This is a genomic window from Streptomyces sp. NPDC003247, assembly GCF_042888135.1.
Taxonomy (GTDB): domain Bacteria; phylum Actinomycetota; class Actinomycetes; order Streptomycetales; family Streptomycetaceae; genus Streptomyces.
This window is the reverse complement of the sequence record NZ_JBIAPF010000003.1, coordinates 271,029-285,804: the sequence shown is the minus strand read 5'-3', so window position 1 is coordinate 285,804 and position 14,776 is coordinate 271,029. Positions and strand designations below refer to the sequence as shown.

General features: G+C 71.3%; 13 protein-coding genes and 1 riboswitch. Of the genes, 3 read left to right on the top strand and 10 right to left on the bottom strand.

Annotation, left to right across the window (positions count from 1 at the left end):
• Positions 1-41: 41 nt before the first annotated feature.
• Genes ACFYWQ_RS10710 through ACFYWQ_RS10700 form a run of 3 tightly spaced genes read right to left on the bottom strand, consistent with a single transcriptional unit; the run spans position 42 to position 3,489 of the window.
• A complete protein-coding gene (locus tag ACFYWQ_RS10710) occupies positions 42-1,529 on the bottom strand; it encodes a precorrin-2 C(20)-methyltransferase (protein ID WP_389514849.1) in 1,488 nt (495 codons plus the stop codon).
• Positions 1,526-2,197 carry a precorrin-8X methylmutase gene (locus tag ACFYWQ_RS10705; RefSeq protein ID WP_389514847.1) on the bottom strand — a complete coding sequence of 224 codons (672 nt, stop codon included), beginning with the start codon at positions 2,195-2,197 and terminating at the stop codon, positions 1,526-1,528. Before ACFYWQ_RS10705 ends, ACFYWQ_RS10710 begins: the two co-directional genes overlap by 4 nt.
• Complete coding sequence (locus ACFYWQ_RS10700; protein ID WP_389514845.1) at positions 2,194-3,489, bottom strand: cobalamin biosynthesis protein CobG; 1,296 nt, start codon at positions 3,487-3,489, stop codon at positions 2,194-2,196. Before ACFYWQ_RS10700 ends, ACFYWQ_RS10705 begins: the two co-directional genes overlap by 4 nt.
• Positions 3,490-3,578: 89 nt before the next feature.
• Positions 3,579-3,655: riboswitch (cobalamin riboswitch) on the top strand.
• A gap of 86 nt (positions 3,656-3,741) precedes the next feature.
• Between ACFYWQ_RS10700 and cobN the strand changes: the two genes are divergently transcribed.
• The gene (cobN, locus tag ACFYWQ_RS10695) at positions 3,742-7,371 is read left to right on the top strand and encodes a cobaltochelatase subunit CobN (protein WP_389514842.1); all 3,630 of its coding nucleotides are present in this window, start codon (positions 3,742-3,744) and stop codon (positions 7,369-7,371) included.
• Between the two features lie 166 nt (positions 7,372-7,537).
• On the opposite strand, the gene ACFYWQ_RS10690 is transcribed toward cobN, so the two are convergent.
• On the bottom strand, positions 7,538-7,981 hold the full coding sequence (locus ACFYWQ_RS10690) for a Fur family transcriptional regulator (protein WP_385326527.1): 444 nt from the start codon (positions 7,979-7,981) through the stop codon (positions 7,538-7,540).
• Positions 7,982-8,159: 178 nt separating this feature from the next.
• Between ACFYWQ_RS10690 and ACFYWQ_RS10685 the strand changes: the two genes are divergently transcribed.
• Positions 8,160-8,807 carry a superoxide dismutase gene (locus ACFYWQ_RS10685; RefSeq protein WP_385326438.1) on the top strand — a complete coding sequence of 216 codons (648 nt, stop codon included), beginning with the start codon at positions 8,160-8,162 and terminating at the stop codon, positions 8,805-8,807.
• Positions 8,808-8,950: 143 nt separating this feature from the next.
• On the opposite strand, the gene ACFYWQ_RS10680 is transcribed toward ACFYWQ_RS10685, so the two are convergent.
• The 6 genes from ACFYWQ_RS10680 to ACFYWQ_RS10655 are packed head-to-tail and all read right to left on the bottom strand — an operon-like array spanning position 8,951 to position 14,402.
• Positions 8,951-9,319, bottom strand: coding sequence for a GNAT family N-acetyltransferase (locus tag ACFYWQ_RS10680; protein ID WP_389514841.1), 369 nt, complete (start codon positions 9,317-9,319; stop codon positions 8,951-8,953).
• Between the two features lie 4 nt (positions 9,320-9,323).
• Entirely contained in the window at positions 9,324-9,995 is a 672-nt protein-coding gene (locus ACFYWQ_RS10675) for an ABC transporter ATP-binding protein (RefSeq protein WP_389514839.1), read from the bottom strand.
• The gene (locus ACFYWQ_RS10670) at positions 9,988-10,953 is read right to left on the bottom strand and encodes an ABC transporter ATP-binding protein (RefSeq protein WP_389514837.1); all 966 of its coding nucleotides are present in this window, start codon (positions 10,951-10,953) and stop codon (positions 9,988-9,990) included. The genes ACFYWQ_RS10675 and ACFYWQ_RS10670 overlap by 8 nt, the downstream gene beginning before the upstream one ends.
• Positions 10,950-11,837, bottom strand: coding sequence for an ABC transporter permease (locus ACFYWQ_RS10665; RefSeq protein ID WP_389514835.1), 888 nt, complete (start codon positions 11,835-11,837; stop codon positions 10,950-10,952). Before ACFYWQ_RS10665 ends, ACFYWQ_RS10670 begins: the two co-directional genes overlap by 4 nt.
• Positions 11,827-12,795, bottom strand: coding sequence for an ABC transporter permease (locus ACFYWQ_RS10660; protein ID WP_389514833.1), 969 nt, complete (start codon positions 12,793-12,795; stop codon positions 11,827-11,829). The genes ACFYWQ_RS10665 and ACFYWQ_RS10660 overlap by 11 nt, the downstream gene beginning before the upstream one ends.
• A gap of 23 nt (positions 12,796-12,818) precedes the next feature.
• Positions 12,819-14,402 (bottom strand): ABC transporter substrate-binding protein, encoded by a 1,584-nt coding sequence (locus tag ACFYWQ_RS10655; RefSeq protein WP_389514831.1) that lies wholly within the window; start codon positions 14,400-14,402, stop codon positions 12,819-12,821.
• Positions 14,403-14,491: 89 nt separating this feature from the next.
• Between ACFYWQ_RS10655 and ACFYWQ_RS10650 the strand changes: the two genes are divergently transcribed.
• Positions 14,492-14,695 carry a hypothetical protein gene (locus tag ACFYWQ_RS10650; protein WP_389514829.1) on the top strand — a complete coding sequence of 68 codons (204 nt, stop codon included), beginning with the start codon at positions 14,492-14,494 and terminating at the stop codon, positions 14,693-14,695.
• The last annotated feature ends 81 nt before the right edge of the window (positions 14,696-14,776 follow it).

The window sequence follows — 14,776 nt, the reverse complement described above, 5'->3', positions numbered from 1 at the left end:
GCAGGAGGCTGTGCCGCCCGCACGGCGCGGCACCGCTCACCTCACGCCTCCGGATACCGGCGCGGCGTCCAGACGATCTCCTCGCCGTCTCCGCGCCGCACCACCTGGGTCTGCGAGGAACCGACCAGCAGGATGGTGCGCATGTCGATCTCGGCGGGATCCAGCTCACCCAGCCGCACGATCCGCACCCGCTCACCCGGGCCGCCGACGTCCCGGGCTACCACCACCGGAGTGCCGGGCGCCCGGTACTCCAGCAGCAGCTCCTGCGCCTTGCCCACCTGCCAGGTCCGGCTGCGCGAGCCCGGGTTGTACAGGGCGAGCACCAGGTCCGCCGAGGCCGCTGCCCGCAGTCGCTCCGCAATGACCTCCCACGGCTTGAGCCGGTCGGAGAGGGAGAGGGCGGCGTAGTCGTGTCCGAGCGGGGCGCCGGCCCGTGCCGCGGCAGCGTTGGCGGCGGTCACGCCCGGCAGTACGCGCACCGGCACATCCAGGTACTCGGGCTGCGACGCCACCTCCAGCACGGCGGTGGCCATCGCGAACACCCCCGGGTCGCCACCGGAGACCACGGCCACCCGCCGGCCCTTCCGCGCCAGTTGCAGCGCGAACTCGGCGCGCTCGGCCTCGACGCGGTTGTCCGAGCCGTGCCGGGCCTGGCCCGCCCGCTCGGGCACCCGGTCCAGGTAGGTGGCGTAGCCGACCAGATCGTCGGCGGCGGCCAGCGCGCCCCGCGTCTCGGGTGTCAGCCACAGCGGACCGGCCGGCCCCGTCCCGACCACCACCACCTCGCCCCGCTCACGTACAGGCCGCTCGGCGTCCACCTGACTGGGCAGCACGGCCACCGAGAAGTACGGCACCGACTCGGCGTCCACGTCGGCCAGTTCGGAGACGCGCTCCTTGCTCATGGTGGCCCGTTCCACATAACGGGCCTCGGCCAGGCGTCCCGAAGTCTGCAGCGCGCGGCGCACCTTGGGGAAGGTGCGGCCGAGCTTCATCACCACCGCGGCGTCCGTCGTGGCCAGGCGGGCGGTCAGCTCCTCCTCGGGCAGGGTGCCCGGCAGGATCGTCAGCACCTCCTCGCCCTCGGCGAGCGGTGCGCCCAGGCGGGCCGCGGCGGCCGACACGGAGGTGACGCCGGGGATGACCTCGGTGTCGTAGCGGTCGACGAGCCGCTTGTGCATGTGCATGTAGGAGCCGTAGAAGAGCGGATCGCCCTCGGCGAGTACGGCCACGGTGCGCCCGGCGTCGAGGTGGGCTGCGAGTCTGGCCGATGCCTCGGCGTAGAACTCTTCCATGGCGCCCTTGTAGCCGCCGGGGTGATCGGTGGTCTCCGTCGTGACCGGGTAGACCAGTGCTTCCTCGATGTGGTCTTCGCGGATGTGCTTGGCCGCGATCGACCGGGCGATGGACCGCCCGTGCCGGGCGCTGTGGTACGCGACCACGTCCGCCCCTGCGATGACCTCGACGGCCCGTACGGTCATCAGGGAGGGATCACCGGGGCCCAGGCCGACCCCGTACAGCTTGCCGCTCACTCTTCCTCGCTCGCGATCGCGTTGAGTGCGGCGGCCGCGATGGCGCTGCCACCGCGCCGGCCGCGGACCACCAGGTACTCCAGCCCGGAAGGATGCGCGGCCAGGGCGTCCTTGGACTCGGCCGCGCCGACGAAGCCGACCGGGACGCCGATGACGGCGGCGGGCCGGGGCGCGCCCTCCTTGATCATCTCCAGGAGGCGGAAGAGGGCGGTGGGGGCGTTGCCGACGGCGACGACCGCGCCCTCCAGCCGGTCCCGCCACAGCTCCAGCGCCGCGGCGCTGCGCGTGGTGCCCAGCTGCGCGGCCAGCTCCGGGACGGCCGGGTCGGACAGGGTGCACAGCACGTCGTTCCCGGCGGGCAGCCGTTTGCGGGTCACGCCGCTGGCCACCATCTGCACGTCGCAGAGGATCGGGGCCCCGGCACGCAGGGCCTCGCGGGCCCGGTCCACCACCGCTGGCGCGTAGGCCAGATCCTCGACCAGGTCGACCATCCCGCAGGCGTGGATCATGCGTACCGCGACCTGGCTGACATCGGCGGGCAGACCCGCGAGATCCGCCTCGGCCCGGATGGTGGCGAAGGACTGGCGGTAGATCGCCGCACCGTCCTTCTCGTAGACGTGGGTGGTCACGGTGCTCTTCTCACTGCTCTCGGTCGTCGTGCGGGTCATGAGGTGATCGCCGCCAGGGCGGCGCCTATCCGGGAAGGGTCTGCTGCGAAGGCGGTTCGCGTCTCCCTGCCCGCCGGGGCGACCGACAGGCGGTAACCGCCATCCGGGGTCGCGAGCACGTCGACGTGCTCACCACTCGGGTGTCCGCAGCGCCGTGCACACCCGGAGTAGTACAGGGGGAGGGCGGGGCGGCCCGTCGCTTCGAGTGTGCGCGCCGCGTCAGCCCGGACGTCGGCGTGTGCCTTGGCGCATCTGGGACGGCCGATGCAGGCGCCGACGCGGAGCCAGGGGGACGCGGGGTCGGTGACCAGGCCGGCTGCACGGAGACGCTCGAGCGACTCGGAGACTCGTGCAGCGGTGGCGCCCACGGTGGGGACGACGACGCCACGCCAGGGGGTCAGCCGCAGCTCAATGTCCGCGACCATCGTCAATGCCTCCCACTGGAGGGCCGAGAGCCGCCCCAAGGGAACGTGCGCGGACAGGGCTTCGCCCACGACTCCCGGGGGCGGCCCGTCGGCCGAACCGACCGGCTCGGGACCTTCATCGTGCGCGATGCCCGCGGCCGTCAGCCGATCACGTATCAGGCGGTCCAGCTCGCCTTCCGGCAGGGGGAGTTCTGAGACCCTCCAGGTGCGTGCCGTGTGCGACCGCGCGGCCTGAAGGAAGGTCTCGGCCGCCACCAGTGCTGCGAGCGGCGCGTCATCGACGGCCACGCGGACCGACCCGGGGGTGAGCCACGCCGCGCCGTCCCCTATCGCGCGCACCGTGACGTCGGCGCCGAGGCCGGCCACGTCACCGCGTCCGTCGTCCAGAGCGAACAGGAACCGACCCGACAGACGCCGGGCGGCATCGCTTCCGCACAACGCGGCGTCCAGGGCCGTCAGCCAGGGCCGCACGTCCCGCACGCCTTCGCCGTCCAGGCCGGACAGGGGCGAGGCGACGATGTTGCGCACCCGCTCGTGCTCCCGTGAGGGAAGCAGACCGGCCGCGTCCAACGCCTCCGCCAACTCCCCGCCACACCCGGCTGCCAGGCCGCGCAGCTGCACGTTGCCACGCGACGTCAGGTGCAGGTCGCCGTCGCCCAGCCGCCGGGCGACGCGGCCGAGTGCCGCCGCCTGCCCGAGCGTCAGGACTCCACCGGGAAGCCGGACACGGGCAAGGGCCCCGTCGTCCGCCGTGTGCAGGCGCAGCGCTCCGGGGCAGGCGTCACCGCGCTCCCGTGAGGCCGTGGTGGCCTGGGGCGTTGGAGGAAGGGCTGCCGTGGGCATGGCGGTGAGCATACCTACGATCATGGGCGATGTATGCCCCGCGCTGTTCCAGTGACCCTTACTATGCTTCCCAGTGGATCACCCGGTCCACGAACCGCCATCACGGCGACAGGAGAGGAAGCCGGTGCGAATCCGGCGCGGTCCCGCCACTGTGATCTCGGCCTCCCCAGGCCGGGTGAGCCAGGAACTCCCTTCCCCCGTCCTCGGCTTGGTCCGAGGGGGAGACCCATTCCGACACCGCCCGGGGCGCGGACCCCGAGGAAGGCCAGGCGACGCATGCCCACTCCGTCCGGGGAGCGAGTCCCACCCGCCCACGAGATCCTGCTCCTGTCGACGTCCGACACGGACCTGCTCAGCGCCCGCGCGGCCGACGGCCCGGTCGGCTACCGCTTCGCCAACCCCGCCCGCCTTCTCCTGGACGACCTCCCGGCCCTCCTCGACGGCGCGGACCTGGTCGTCGTACGCCTCCTCGGCGGTATCCGCGCATGGCAGGACGGCATCGACCTGCTGCTCGCCGACGGCCGCCCGCTGATCGTCCTGACCGGTGAACAAGCCCCCGACGCCCAGCTGATGGCCGCCTCCACCGTCCCGGTCGGCATCGCCGCGGAAGCCCATGCCTATCTCGCCCATGGCGGCCCCGCCAACCTCGAACAGCTCGCTCGGTTCCTGTCGGACACCGTCCTTCTCACCGGCCACGGCTTCGACGCGCCGGCACCCGCTCCGACCTGGGGCCCACTGGAGCGCCCAGACCGGACGGCCGAGGGCCCGACCATCGCCGTGCTCTACTACCGCGCCCACCACATGAGCGGCAACACCGCCTTCATCCATGCACTCTGCGACGCCATCGAGGACGCGGGCGGCCGACCGCTCCCGCTGTACGTCGCCTCCCTGCGCGCCCCCGAGCCGGAGCTGATCGCCGAACTTGGGGCCGCCGACGCCCTCGTCACGACGGTCCTGGCTGCGGGAGGCACCAAGCCGGCCGAGGCATCGGCCGGCGGCGACGACGAGTCCTGGGACGCGGGCGCGCTCACCTCGCTCGACGTCCCCATCCTCCAGGCCCTGTGCCTGACCGGGTCCCGCACCACCTGGGAGGAGAACGACGAGGGCGTCTCCCCGCTGGACGCGGCCAGCCAGATCGCGGTCCCCGAGTTCGACGGCCGCCTGATCACCGTGCCGTTCTCCTTCAAGGAGATCGACGCCGACGGCCTGCCGGCCTACGTCGCCGATCCCGAACGTGCGGCCCGGGTCGCCGGAACCGCCGTACGCCACGCGCGCCTGCGCCACATTCCGCCGGCCCGGAAGCGGCTGGCCCTCGTCCTGTCGGCGTACCCGACCAAGCACTCCCGGATCGGCAACGCCGTCGGCCTGGACACTCCCGCCAGCGCCGTCGCCCTGCTCAGGCGCCTTCGCGAGGAGGGTTACGACTTCGGCTCCGACCCGGACATTCCCGGCCTGGCTTCCGGTGACGGCGACGAACTCATCCGCGCGCTGATCGAGGCGGGCGGCCACGACCAGGACTGGCTCACCGAGGAGCAGCTGGCCCGCAACCCGATCAGGATCCCGGCCGCCGACTACCGGCGCTGGTTCGCCACGCTCCCCGAAGAGCTGCGGACGGCGGTGGAGGAGTACTGGGGCCCGGCGCCCGGCGAGATGTTCGTCGACCACAGCCGCAACAAGGAGGGCGACATCGTCCTCGCGGCACTGCGCTTCGGCAACCTGCTCATCCTCATCCAGCCCCCGCGCGGCTTCGGCGAGAACCCCATCGCCATCTACCACGACCCGGACCTCCCGCCGTCCCACCACTACCTGGCCGCCTACCGCTGGATCGCCGCTCCGCAGACGGAGGGTGGCTTCGGCGCCGACGCGATGATCCACCTCGGCAAGCACGGAAACCTGGAGTGGCTGCCCGGCAAGAACGCCGGCCTGTCCGCCGCCTGCGCACCGGACGCAGCCCTCGGAGACCTGCCCCTGATCTATCCCTTCCTGGTCAACGACCCCGGCGAGGGCACCCAGGCCAAGCGCCGCGTCCACGCCACCCTCGTCGACCACCTCGTCCCGCCGATGGCCCGGGCCGACTCCTACGGCGACATCGCGCGCCTGGAGCAACTCCTCGACGAGTACGCGCAGATCTCCTCGATGGACCCGGCCAAGCTGCCCGCCATCCGAGCCCAGATCTGGACCCTCATCCAGGCGGCGAAGCTGGACCACGACCTCGGCTTGGACGACCGCCCCGACGACGACGGCTTCGACGACTTCCTCCTCCACGTCGACGGCTGGCTCTGCGAGGTCAAGGACGCCCAGATCCGCGACGGCCTCCACGTCCTCGGTACCCCGCCCACCGGCGCCGACCGCGTCAACCTCATCCTCGCCATTCTCCGCGCCCGCCAGATCTGGGGCGGCGCCAAGGCCCTTCCCGGCCTGCGCGAAGCCCTCGGCCTGGACGAGTCCGCCGCGACCCGCACGAGCGCAGACGCCGCCGAAGAGCAGGCCCGCGCCCTGGTCCAGGCAATGGAGGACGCGGACTGGGACCCAGCCGCCGTACCCACCGAGCACGGCGAACAGGTCCGCGCCGTACTGGACTTCGCAGCCCGCGAAGTCGTCCCGCGCCTGGCGGCGACCACCGCCGAACTCGACCACACCGTCCACGCGCTGGCCGGCGGCTTCGTCCCGGCGGGTCCGTCCGGCTCACCGTTGCGCGGCCTGGTAAACGTCCTGCCGACGGGGCGCAACTTCTACTCCGTCGACCCCAAGGCCGTCCCCTCCCGCCTCGCCTGGGAGACCGGCCAGGCCCTCGCCGAGTCCCTCCTGCAGCGCTACCGCGCGGACAACGGCGACTGGCCCACCTCCGTCGGCCTGTCCCTGTGGGGCACCAGCGCCATGCGCACCGCGGGCGACGACGTGGCCGAAGCCCTCGCCCTGCTCGGCATCCGCCCCGTCTGGGACGACGCCTCTCGCCGTGTGACCGGCTTGGAGCCCATCCCGTACGAGGAGCTGGGCCGCCCTCGTATCGACGTCACCCTGCGCATCTCGGGCTTCTTCCGCGACGCCTTCCCGCACACCATCGGCCTCCTGGACGACGCCGTGCGCCTGGCCGCCGCCCTGGATGAACCGGGCGAGACCAACCACGTCCGCACCCACGTACAGGCCGATCTGGCGGCCCACGGTGACGAACGCCGCGCCACCACCCGCATCTTCGGCTCCCGCCCCGGAACGTACGGTGCCGGCCTGCTGCAGCTCATCGACTCCCGCGACTGGCGCACCGACGCCGACCTCGCCGAGGTCTACACCGTCTGGGGCGGCTACGCCTACGGCCGCGAACTCGACGGCCGCCCGGCCCGCAAGGAGATGGAGACGGCCTACAAGCGGATCGCAGTCGCGGCCAAGAACACCGACACCCGCGAGCACGACATCGCCGACTCCGACGACTACTTCCAGTACCACGGCGGCATGGTGGCCACCGTCCGGGCCCTGCGCGGCGCGGCCCCCGAGGCGTACATCGGGGACTCCACCCGCCCCGAGACGGTCCGCACCCGCACGCTGGTGGAGGAGACTTCCCGCGTCTTCCGCGCCCGCGTCGTCAACCCGAAGTGGATCGACGCCATGCGCCGCCACGGCTACAAGGGCGCCTTCGAACTCGCCGCGACGGTCGACTACTTGTTCGGCTATGACGCCACGACCGGCGTCGTCGCCGACTGGATGTACGACAAGCTCACCGAGACGTACGTCCTGGACCCGGTCAACCGGGAATTCCTCCAACAGGCGAATCCCTGGGCCCTGCACGGCATCGCGGAGCGGCTGCTGGAGGCGGAGTCGCGGGGGATGTGGGCGAAACCCGACCCGGCGGTCCTGGACGAACTCCGGCAGGTGTACCTGGAGACGGAGGGCAACCTGGAGGGCGACGCATGAGCCCGCCCCTTATTGCGAACGACTCGCAATAAGGGCTAGATTCGATGAAGGTCGGCCGGCTGGGGTGCTGAAGCGGTACCCCGCCATCGGCCGGGTGCGGGACGTCGTCATGCCTTGACAGCGTCCGTTCCGACGGCGGCGTCCCGTACCCGTGACGGAAACACGCTTACGCGCTGCATCGCGAACACCGGCCGTACAGCAGCAGCGAGCCTCCTGCACCGGCATGCAGTCCGGTCAGTTCGGTGATCCGTTCCACGGCTTCACTCATCTGAGCGATCGCAACATCCTGTACGCGGCCACACTCCTCACACACGACGTGATGGTGCGGGACGGAACTGACGCCGTAGCGCTTGGGGCCCGGGCCGAGCACGGCGTGCGCCAGGCCCACCTCCGTGAAGATCTCCAGGGTCCGATAGACGGTCGCCTGATCGAACGGCAGACCCATCTCCTGCAGTTGAGCGCAGACTTCGGCGGTGGACACATGCTGCCCGGACGCGGACAGCAGCCTCAAGGTGCACAGCCTGCTCGCGGTGCAGCGCAGGCCGTGGCGTCGCAGCAGTGCCGAGTGGTCCGGTGTCGCCGCGCCGTGCTGTGCCGACGGCGGGGTCATGGTCACGTGTCTGCCTTCCTTGCCGCCGTCGAGAAGTCCGGATCACCGGCTGCCGCCCCCGGTCGGCGGCGCGACATGGGGGAGGGGGTCCTAGGTCCAACGCATGATCGCAAGGTACCGTTCTTACTGCTAGCGTGCACTTGCATACGACTCGCAATAACGTCGGAGGACGTTGGACATGGCGCTTTACACGCTCCCGGAACTTCCGTACGACTACTCGGCGCTCGCCCCGGTCATCAGCCCGGAGATCATCGAGCTGCACCACGACAAGCACCACGCGGCGTACGTGAAGGGTGCGAACGACACCCTGGAGCAGCTGGCCGAGGCGCGGGACAAGGAGTCGTGGGGCTCGATCAACGGCCTGGAGAAGAACCTGGCCTTCCACCTCTCCGGCCACATCCTGCACAGCATCTACTGGCAGAACATGACCGGCCCGAAGGACGGCGGCGGCGAGCCGCTGGCCCAGGACGGTGTGGGTGACCTGGCTGACGCGATCACCGAGTCCTTCGGCTCCTTCGCCGGCTTCAAGGCCCAGCTGACCAAGGCCGCCGCCACCACGCAGGGCTCCGGCTGGGGCGTCCTCGCCTACGAGCCGCTCAGCGGCCGCCTGATCGTCGAGCAGGTCTACGACCACCAGGGCAACGTCGGCCAGGGCTCCACCCCGATCCTGGTCTTCGACGCCTGGGAGCACGCCTTCTACCTCCAGTACAAGAACCAGAAGGTCGACTTCATCGACGCGATGTGGGCCGTCGTCAACTGGCAGGACGTTGCCCGGCGTTACGCCGCCGCCAAGGAGCGCGGCGACAGCCTGCTGCTCAAGCCGTGACGCCGTAGCCGCGTCGCACAGACGTCCTGCTCGTGATCGTCTTCTCACCCTTCACGGCGGGCGGTACAAGGGAAGGCTCCCGCAGGCCCGATGCCTGCGGGAGCCTTCCTGTTGCTGAGGCCGTGGGGGGCTGTGGTGCGGGCTCAGGCGGTGGTGAACCGCAGCTCGGGCCGTTCCCAGGGGACCACCCGCACCTCGGTCAGGCCGGCGGCCCGGGCCTTGCGGATCATGTGCTCGATGAGGAGCCGGCGGACGCCTCTGCCCTGAACGTCGTCGGCCACGAACGCCAGCTCCAGCTCCGGGGGCTGTTCCAGCAGGGCGTAGAAGCCCTGGAGGCGTTCGGCCGTGTCGACGGCCATGAAAACCCGGTGTCTGGCGATGTAGTCGGGGGTGACCCGGTAGCCGGAGATGATCGATGCGTACGGTCCCCGGTAGGCGCCGGAGTTCTGGATCAGGCTGGTGAGGCGGTCTGCGTCCTGCGCGACGGCGCGCTTGATGGTCGTGGACTGCATCCGTTTACTCCTGGACCTCTGCGGCGGTCAGTTTCTTCCAGTGGACGGTGCGATCGCACCAGCGGTCCAGGAGCACCTGGTCGTGGCCGACGGCCAGCAGTCCGGCGCCGGTGGCGGTGCGGTACTCCTCGACTGCTGCCACCAGCGCGGCGGCGGTGGAGGCATCCAGCATCGCGGTCATCTCGTCGCAGATCAGCCAGCGCGGACGCAGGACGAGAGCGCGGGCGAGGCAGGCGCGTTGGAGTTGGCCGTCGCTGACCTCGTGGGGGCGGCGGTCCATAAGGTCGGGTGTGAGGCCGACGGCCGGAGCCAAATCGGCCAGGCGCTCTGGTATTTCGTCGCGGCGGCCGGTGGCGCGCAGGGGCTCGGCGATCAGGTCGGTGAGCCGCAGCCGGGGGTCGGCGGAGAGACGGGGCTGCTGGAAGACCACGCCGATGGCGGTGCGCTGGGTGCGTGGGGCACGGTAGCGCCAGCCGCGTACGGGTTCACCGTCGAGGGTTACGGTGCCGGCCTCGGGGCGGTGGAGCAGAGCCGCGACCCGGGCGAGGGTGGACTTGCCGCAGCCGCTGGGCCCCAGCAGGCCGACGCTCTCGCCGGGGGCGAGGGCCAGGGTGGCGTTGCGGACGACGGGGGCTTCTCTGCCGTATCCGGCGGTGATGTCGTGCAGTTCAAGCACGGAGGTCCTCCGGTACGTGCGGGTGGTGGCAGGCGATGCCGTCGGCCTGCTGGGGCAGTGTGGTGCAGGCGTGGGTGGCCTGCTCGCAGCGTGGGGCGAAGGCGCAGCCGTCGGGAAGATTGCCGAGTTCGGGCGGCATGCCGGGGATCGGGGTGAAGGCGCGGTGGGGGAGGGCCTGGAGGAGACCGCGGCTGTAGGGGTGGCGGGGACCCGGGATGCCGAAGAAGGCTTTTGCTTCGGTGAGTTCGACGATCCGGCCCGCGTACATCACGGCCACGCGATCGGCGATGCGCTCGGCGGCGGCCAGGTCGTGGGTGATCACGAGCAGGCCCCGATGGCCGGTGTCGGCGTGGCGGCGCAGTTCGTCCACGGTGTGGTCGACCAGGTCGCGGTCGAGGCCGGTGGTGGGTTCGTCGGCCAGGAGCAGGGGTGCGTCGCCGACGAGGGCGAGGGCGGTGGCGGCGCGCTGGGCCAGGCCGCCGGAGAGTTCGTGCGGATGGCGGTCGAGGTGGCCGGCAGGAAAGGCGGCACGTTCTGCGGCTGCCTCGGCCGCGGATCGTACGGCTGCCCGTCCTCGCGCGTCGGTCAACGCGGCCACGGTTTCTTCCAGTTGGGAGCGGACGGTGCGCACGGGCGTGAGGTGCGCGGCGGGGCTCTGCGGGATGAGGCCGATCAGGCGGCCCCGTACCGTCCGCGCCAGCGTGCGTTCGTCGGCGGCGAGCAGGTCCAGGTCGCCGAGGCGGGCCTGGCCCGCGGCCTGGGCGTTGGCGGGCAGCAGACCGAGCAGGGCGGAGGCCAGGACCGACTTGCCGCAGCCGCTCTCGCCGATCAGGACGAGACACTCGCCGGCCGCCACGTCGAAGTGCGCGTCGGTGACGGCGGCGATCCGCCGTCCGCCCGGCATGAGGAAGCGCACGGACAGCCCTCGTACCGAGAGGACCGGGGTTCGGGCGGTCACAGCATCAGCTCCGATCGGCGGCGGGGGTTGATCCGTTCCCGCCAGGCTCCGGCGAGCCCGGCGATGGCGAGGGTGGGGATGATGATGAACAGGCCGGGGAAGAGGGTCGGCCACCACTGCCCGGCGAGCAGCGAGCCCCGCGCGCCCTGGATGAGGTTGCCCAGGCTGGCCATGTGGGTGGGCAGGCCGAGGCCGAGGAAGGACAGCGCGGACTCGTGCCACATGGCGTGCGGCACCATCAGGACGGCGGCCAGCGCGGCCTGGGGCAGCACGGCGGGCAGCAGATGCCGTACCGCCACCCGCCACCGGGAGGCGCCACCGGAGACGGCTGCGTCGATGTAGGGGCGGGCGCGCAGGGACAGCACCTCGGCGCGGACGATCCGGGCGGTGGACAGCCAGTGGGTGAGCGCCACCGACACGACCACCGGCCACACCCCGGGCCGGAACATGGCCACGATGAAGATGCCCAGCAGCAGGTGCGGTACGGAGGAGAACGTGTCGACGACCCGCATGAGACCGCGGTCGGCCCAGCCGCCCAGCGCCCCGGCGATCGCCCCGACGGCCGTGCCGATCACCGTCGCCGTGAGCGCCGCCGCGACCCCGACCAGGAGGGACACCCGCAGGCCGTAGACACAGCGCAGGAGCAGATCCCGGCCGAGATCGTCGGTACCGAAGGGGTGCGACCAACTCGGCGGCAGCAGTTTCGAGGACAGGTCGACGGCCTGCTGGTCGAGGTGGACCAGAGGCGGGACGAGGAGCACGGCCAGTACGATTCCGGCCACCAAGACGACGGAGACGCGTACGCGCACCGCCCGAGTGGAGCGGCGACTGGTGCCGTAGGACCGCCAGGCGGGATCCGCCGTGGCCGTGGGTTCACATGTCACTGAACTTCACCCTCGGGTCGAACAGGCCGTACAGCAGGTCGGCGAGGAGGTTGCCGACGAGCACCGCGGCGGTGGCGAGCGTGGTGAGCGCGGCGAGCAGCGGGAAGTCGACGGCGGTGGCCGCCTCCACGGTGGCCGCCGCGATGCCCGGCCAGCTGAAGACGCTCTCCACCAGCAGGGCACCGGTGATGAGTTCGGGCACCCGGGAGCCGACCAGGGTGAGGACCGGCAGCAGGCCGGAACGCAGGGCATGGCCGAGCAGGACCGTTCGCTCGCTCAACCCCCGTGCGCGGGCGCCGCGTACAGGGTCCTCGGCGAGTGCGTCGCCGACGCCCTGACGGACGTACAGGGTGAACCAGGGCAGCTGGGAGACGGCGAGCACCCCGGCCGGCAGCACGAGGTGACTGGCTACCTGATGGGCTGTGACCTGCTCGCTCGCGGTGTCGGTCAGACCGCCGGCCGGGAGCACTCCAAGTTGGAGGGCGAACAGCCAGACGGCCAGGAGGGCCAGCCAGAAGACCGGCGCCGCCTCCAGCGAGTAAGCCACCGAGGTGATCATCCGGTCGAGCGCGGATCCGGGACGGCGGGCGGCCAGCACACCCAGCACCGTGCCCGCCAGCACGGCCACCACGAACGCGACCGCGCACAACAGCGAGGACCACACGAGGCGTTCGCCGATGACGTCGGCCACCGGCTGTCTCAGCACGCTGGACTGGCCGAGGTCGCCCGTGAGGGCCGCGGTCAGCCAGTGCCACCAGCGGGAGGTGAACGGCTGGTCCACGCCCAGGTTCTCGCGCAGCCGCTCCAGCGTTTCGGCGTCGGCGCCGAGGGCGGCCGTGCCGGCGTATGCCTTGACCGGGTCGAAGGGGGAGGCGGCGGCGATCGCGAAGACGCCGAAGGTCACGACGAGCAGGATCGGGACGGCAAACAGCAGCCGCCGCCCCGCCAGTCGTGCCATCGCTCCCCAGGGAAGGGAGGGCCTCACTTCTTCGGCTGCCAGGCTTCGAGGTTCCACCACGGGCCGGAGGCGAAGCCGTGCTCGTGCGGCTCGACCTGCGTGGTCAGGCCCTCCCAGCGGTCGGCGAGGACGTACACGTGGTCGATGTGGGTGAGGAAGGTGTAGCCGGGGTTCTTCACCAGTTCGCGCTGCAGGCTGTCGTAGGCGGCCTTGCGGGCCGTCGTGTCCGAGCTGTGGCGGCCAGTGTCGAGAGCCTTGTCCACGACCGGGTCGTCGTAGCGGGCCATGTTGTTGAATCCGTCGCCGGCGAGGGAGGAGTGCAGCAGCGTGTAGAGGCCGTAGTCCGGGTCGCCGCTGCTGCCGAAGCCGGCCAGGACCGCGTCCGTCTTCATCCGCGGCTCGATCACCTCCCAGGTGGCGCTCTCCACCTTCACCTCGATACCGGCCTTCTTGGCGTCGGAGGCGTAGGCGAGGGCGTGGTCCTGGCGGACCTTGTCACCGGAGGGGTAGAGGAGGGTGAACGAGGCCCGCTGTCCGTCCTTGGCACGGATGCCGCCCTCGCCGCTCTTCCAGCCCGCCTCATCCAGGATGCGCCTGGCCTTGGTGAGGTCCTGCTTGCGCTCGATGCCCTTGGCGAACCAGGGGTCGTCGACCGGCAGCGGCCCGTACGCCGGACGCCCGGCGCCGTCGAGGATCTTGTCGACCATGGCCTGCCGGTCCACGGCCGCGTCCAGGGCCTGGCGGATGGCGCGGTCGCCGGTGACCTGGTTCTCCTGAGGAAGGGTGACCGTGCGGAAGTCGTACGTCTTCGCGTCGTACGTCTTCTTCGACTTGTCGTTCTTGAAGGTGGCGGCGAGGTTGGGCGGCAGGATCGCGCCGTCGAGGTCGCCGGACCGCAGCCGGGTGGCCCGCACGTCGTCGTCCTCGATGATCGCCATGGTCACTTTCTTCACCTTCGGTGCACCGCCCCAGTAGTTGGGGTTGGCCTTGAAGGTGAGCTTCTCGCCCCTGCTCCAGGAGGCGAGCAGATAGGGGCCGGTGCCGATCGGCTTGGTGTTGAAGGAGCCGGTGTTGGGGTCCTGCTTGCCCGCGACGTGTTCGGGGACGATGGGCAGCACCGTACGCCCGGCGAAGGGGGCGTACGGGTACTTGAGGGTGAAGACCACCTTGTCGTCACCCGCTGCCCGCACGTCCTTGATGGCGTCCAGTTCGCTGCGGTTGGTGTTGTTGGTCTTCGCGTCGAGGATCGTGTCGTACGTGAAGACGACGTCGGCGGAGGTCAGCGGCTTGCCGTCGGAGAACTTCACGCCGTCGCGCAGGGTGTAGGTGTAGGTGAGGCCGTCGGCGGTGACACCGGGCAGGGCTTTCGCCAGCGCCGGTCTCAACTTCAAGCCGGCGTCCCGGGCCAGCAGACCGTCGAAAATCTTCGAGTTGCCGTCCTTGCCGTAACCGAGCAGCGGGCTGAGCGTGTCCGGCTCGGAGGCCACGCCGATCACGACGGAGTCGGCCGCCTCGCCGCCTCCCGTGCCGTTGCCGGGGGCCGAGCAGGCGGCGACACCCGTGAGTATCGCCGCAGCGGCGGCTGTCCGTATCCGTCGGACCGTCATGGACCTCACACCCTTATTGCTGATCAATAGCTGTTGCATGCTAATCGCAATAAGGGCTACCCGGGTCGGTGGGCGGACAGTCCGCCGCGGTGTCAGGCCGTGGAGACCTCCTGGCGCACCTCTCGGTGGTGCATGCTCCGGATCCGGGCCGGGTGGGTCAGCACGGGCTGGAGCTGGTCATGGCCCTCTGCTCGCACTTCGAGGTGCACCGCGAGCCGGTCGGCAAGCGCGTGATGGCGGCGGTGATGCCGGCCGACGACGCCCTCGGAGACACGGCCGGCCGCCCGGGCTGACGACGCTGACCAGGAGGAGAGGGTGACGCGGCCGGTTGACGCTCCGGTGACCGATCGGTCCGGGCAACGTTGGGCTGGGCG

Bases quoted from the DNA above. Each gene is read 5' to 3' on its own strand.
- ACFYWQ_RS10705 (WP_389514847.1), bottom strand. From the start codon at position 2,197: ATGACCCGCACGACGACCGAGAGCAGTGAGAAGAGCACCGTGACCACC.
- ACFYWQ_RS10700 (WP_389514845.1), bottom strand. From the start codon at position 3,489: ATGATCGTAGGTATGCTCACCGCCATGCCCACGGCAGCCCTTCCTCCA.
- cobN (WP_389514842.1), top strand. From the start codon at position 3,742: ATGCCCACTCCGTCCGGGGAGCGAGTCCCACCCGCCCACGAGATCCTG.
- ACFYWQ_RS10690 (WP_385326527.1), bottom strand. From the start codon at position 7,981: ATGACCCCGCCGTCGGCACAGCACGGCGCGGCGACACCGGACCACTCG.
- ACFYWQ_RS10685 (WP_385326438.1), top strand. From the start codon at position 8,160: ATGGCGCTTTACACGCTCCCGGAACTTCCGTACGACTACTCGGCGCTC.
- ACFYWQ_RS10680 (WP_389514841.1), bottom strand. From the start codon at position 9,319: ATGCAGTCCACGACCATCAAGCGCGCCGTCGCGCAGGACGCAGACCGC.
- ACFYWQ_RS10660 (WP_389514833.1), bottom strand. From the start codon at position 12,795: ATGGCACGACTGGCGGGGCGGCGGCTGCTGTTTGCCGTCCCGATCCTG.
- ACFYWQ_RS10655 (WP_389514831.1), bottom strand. From the start codon at position 14,402: ATGACGGTCCGACGGATACGGACAGCCGCCGCTGCGGCGATACTCACG.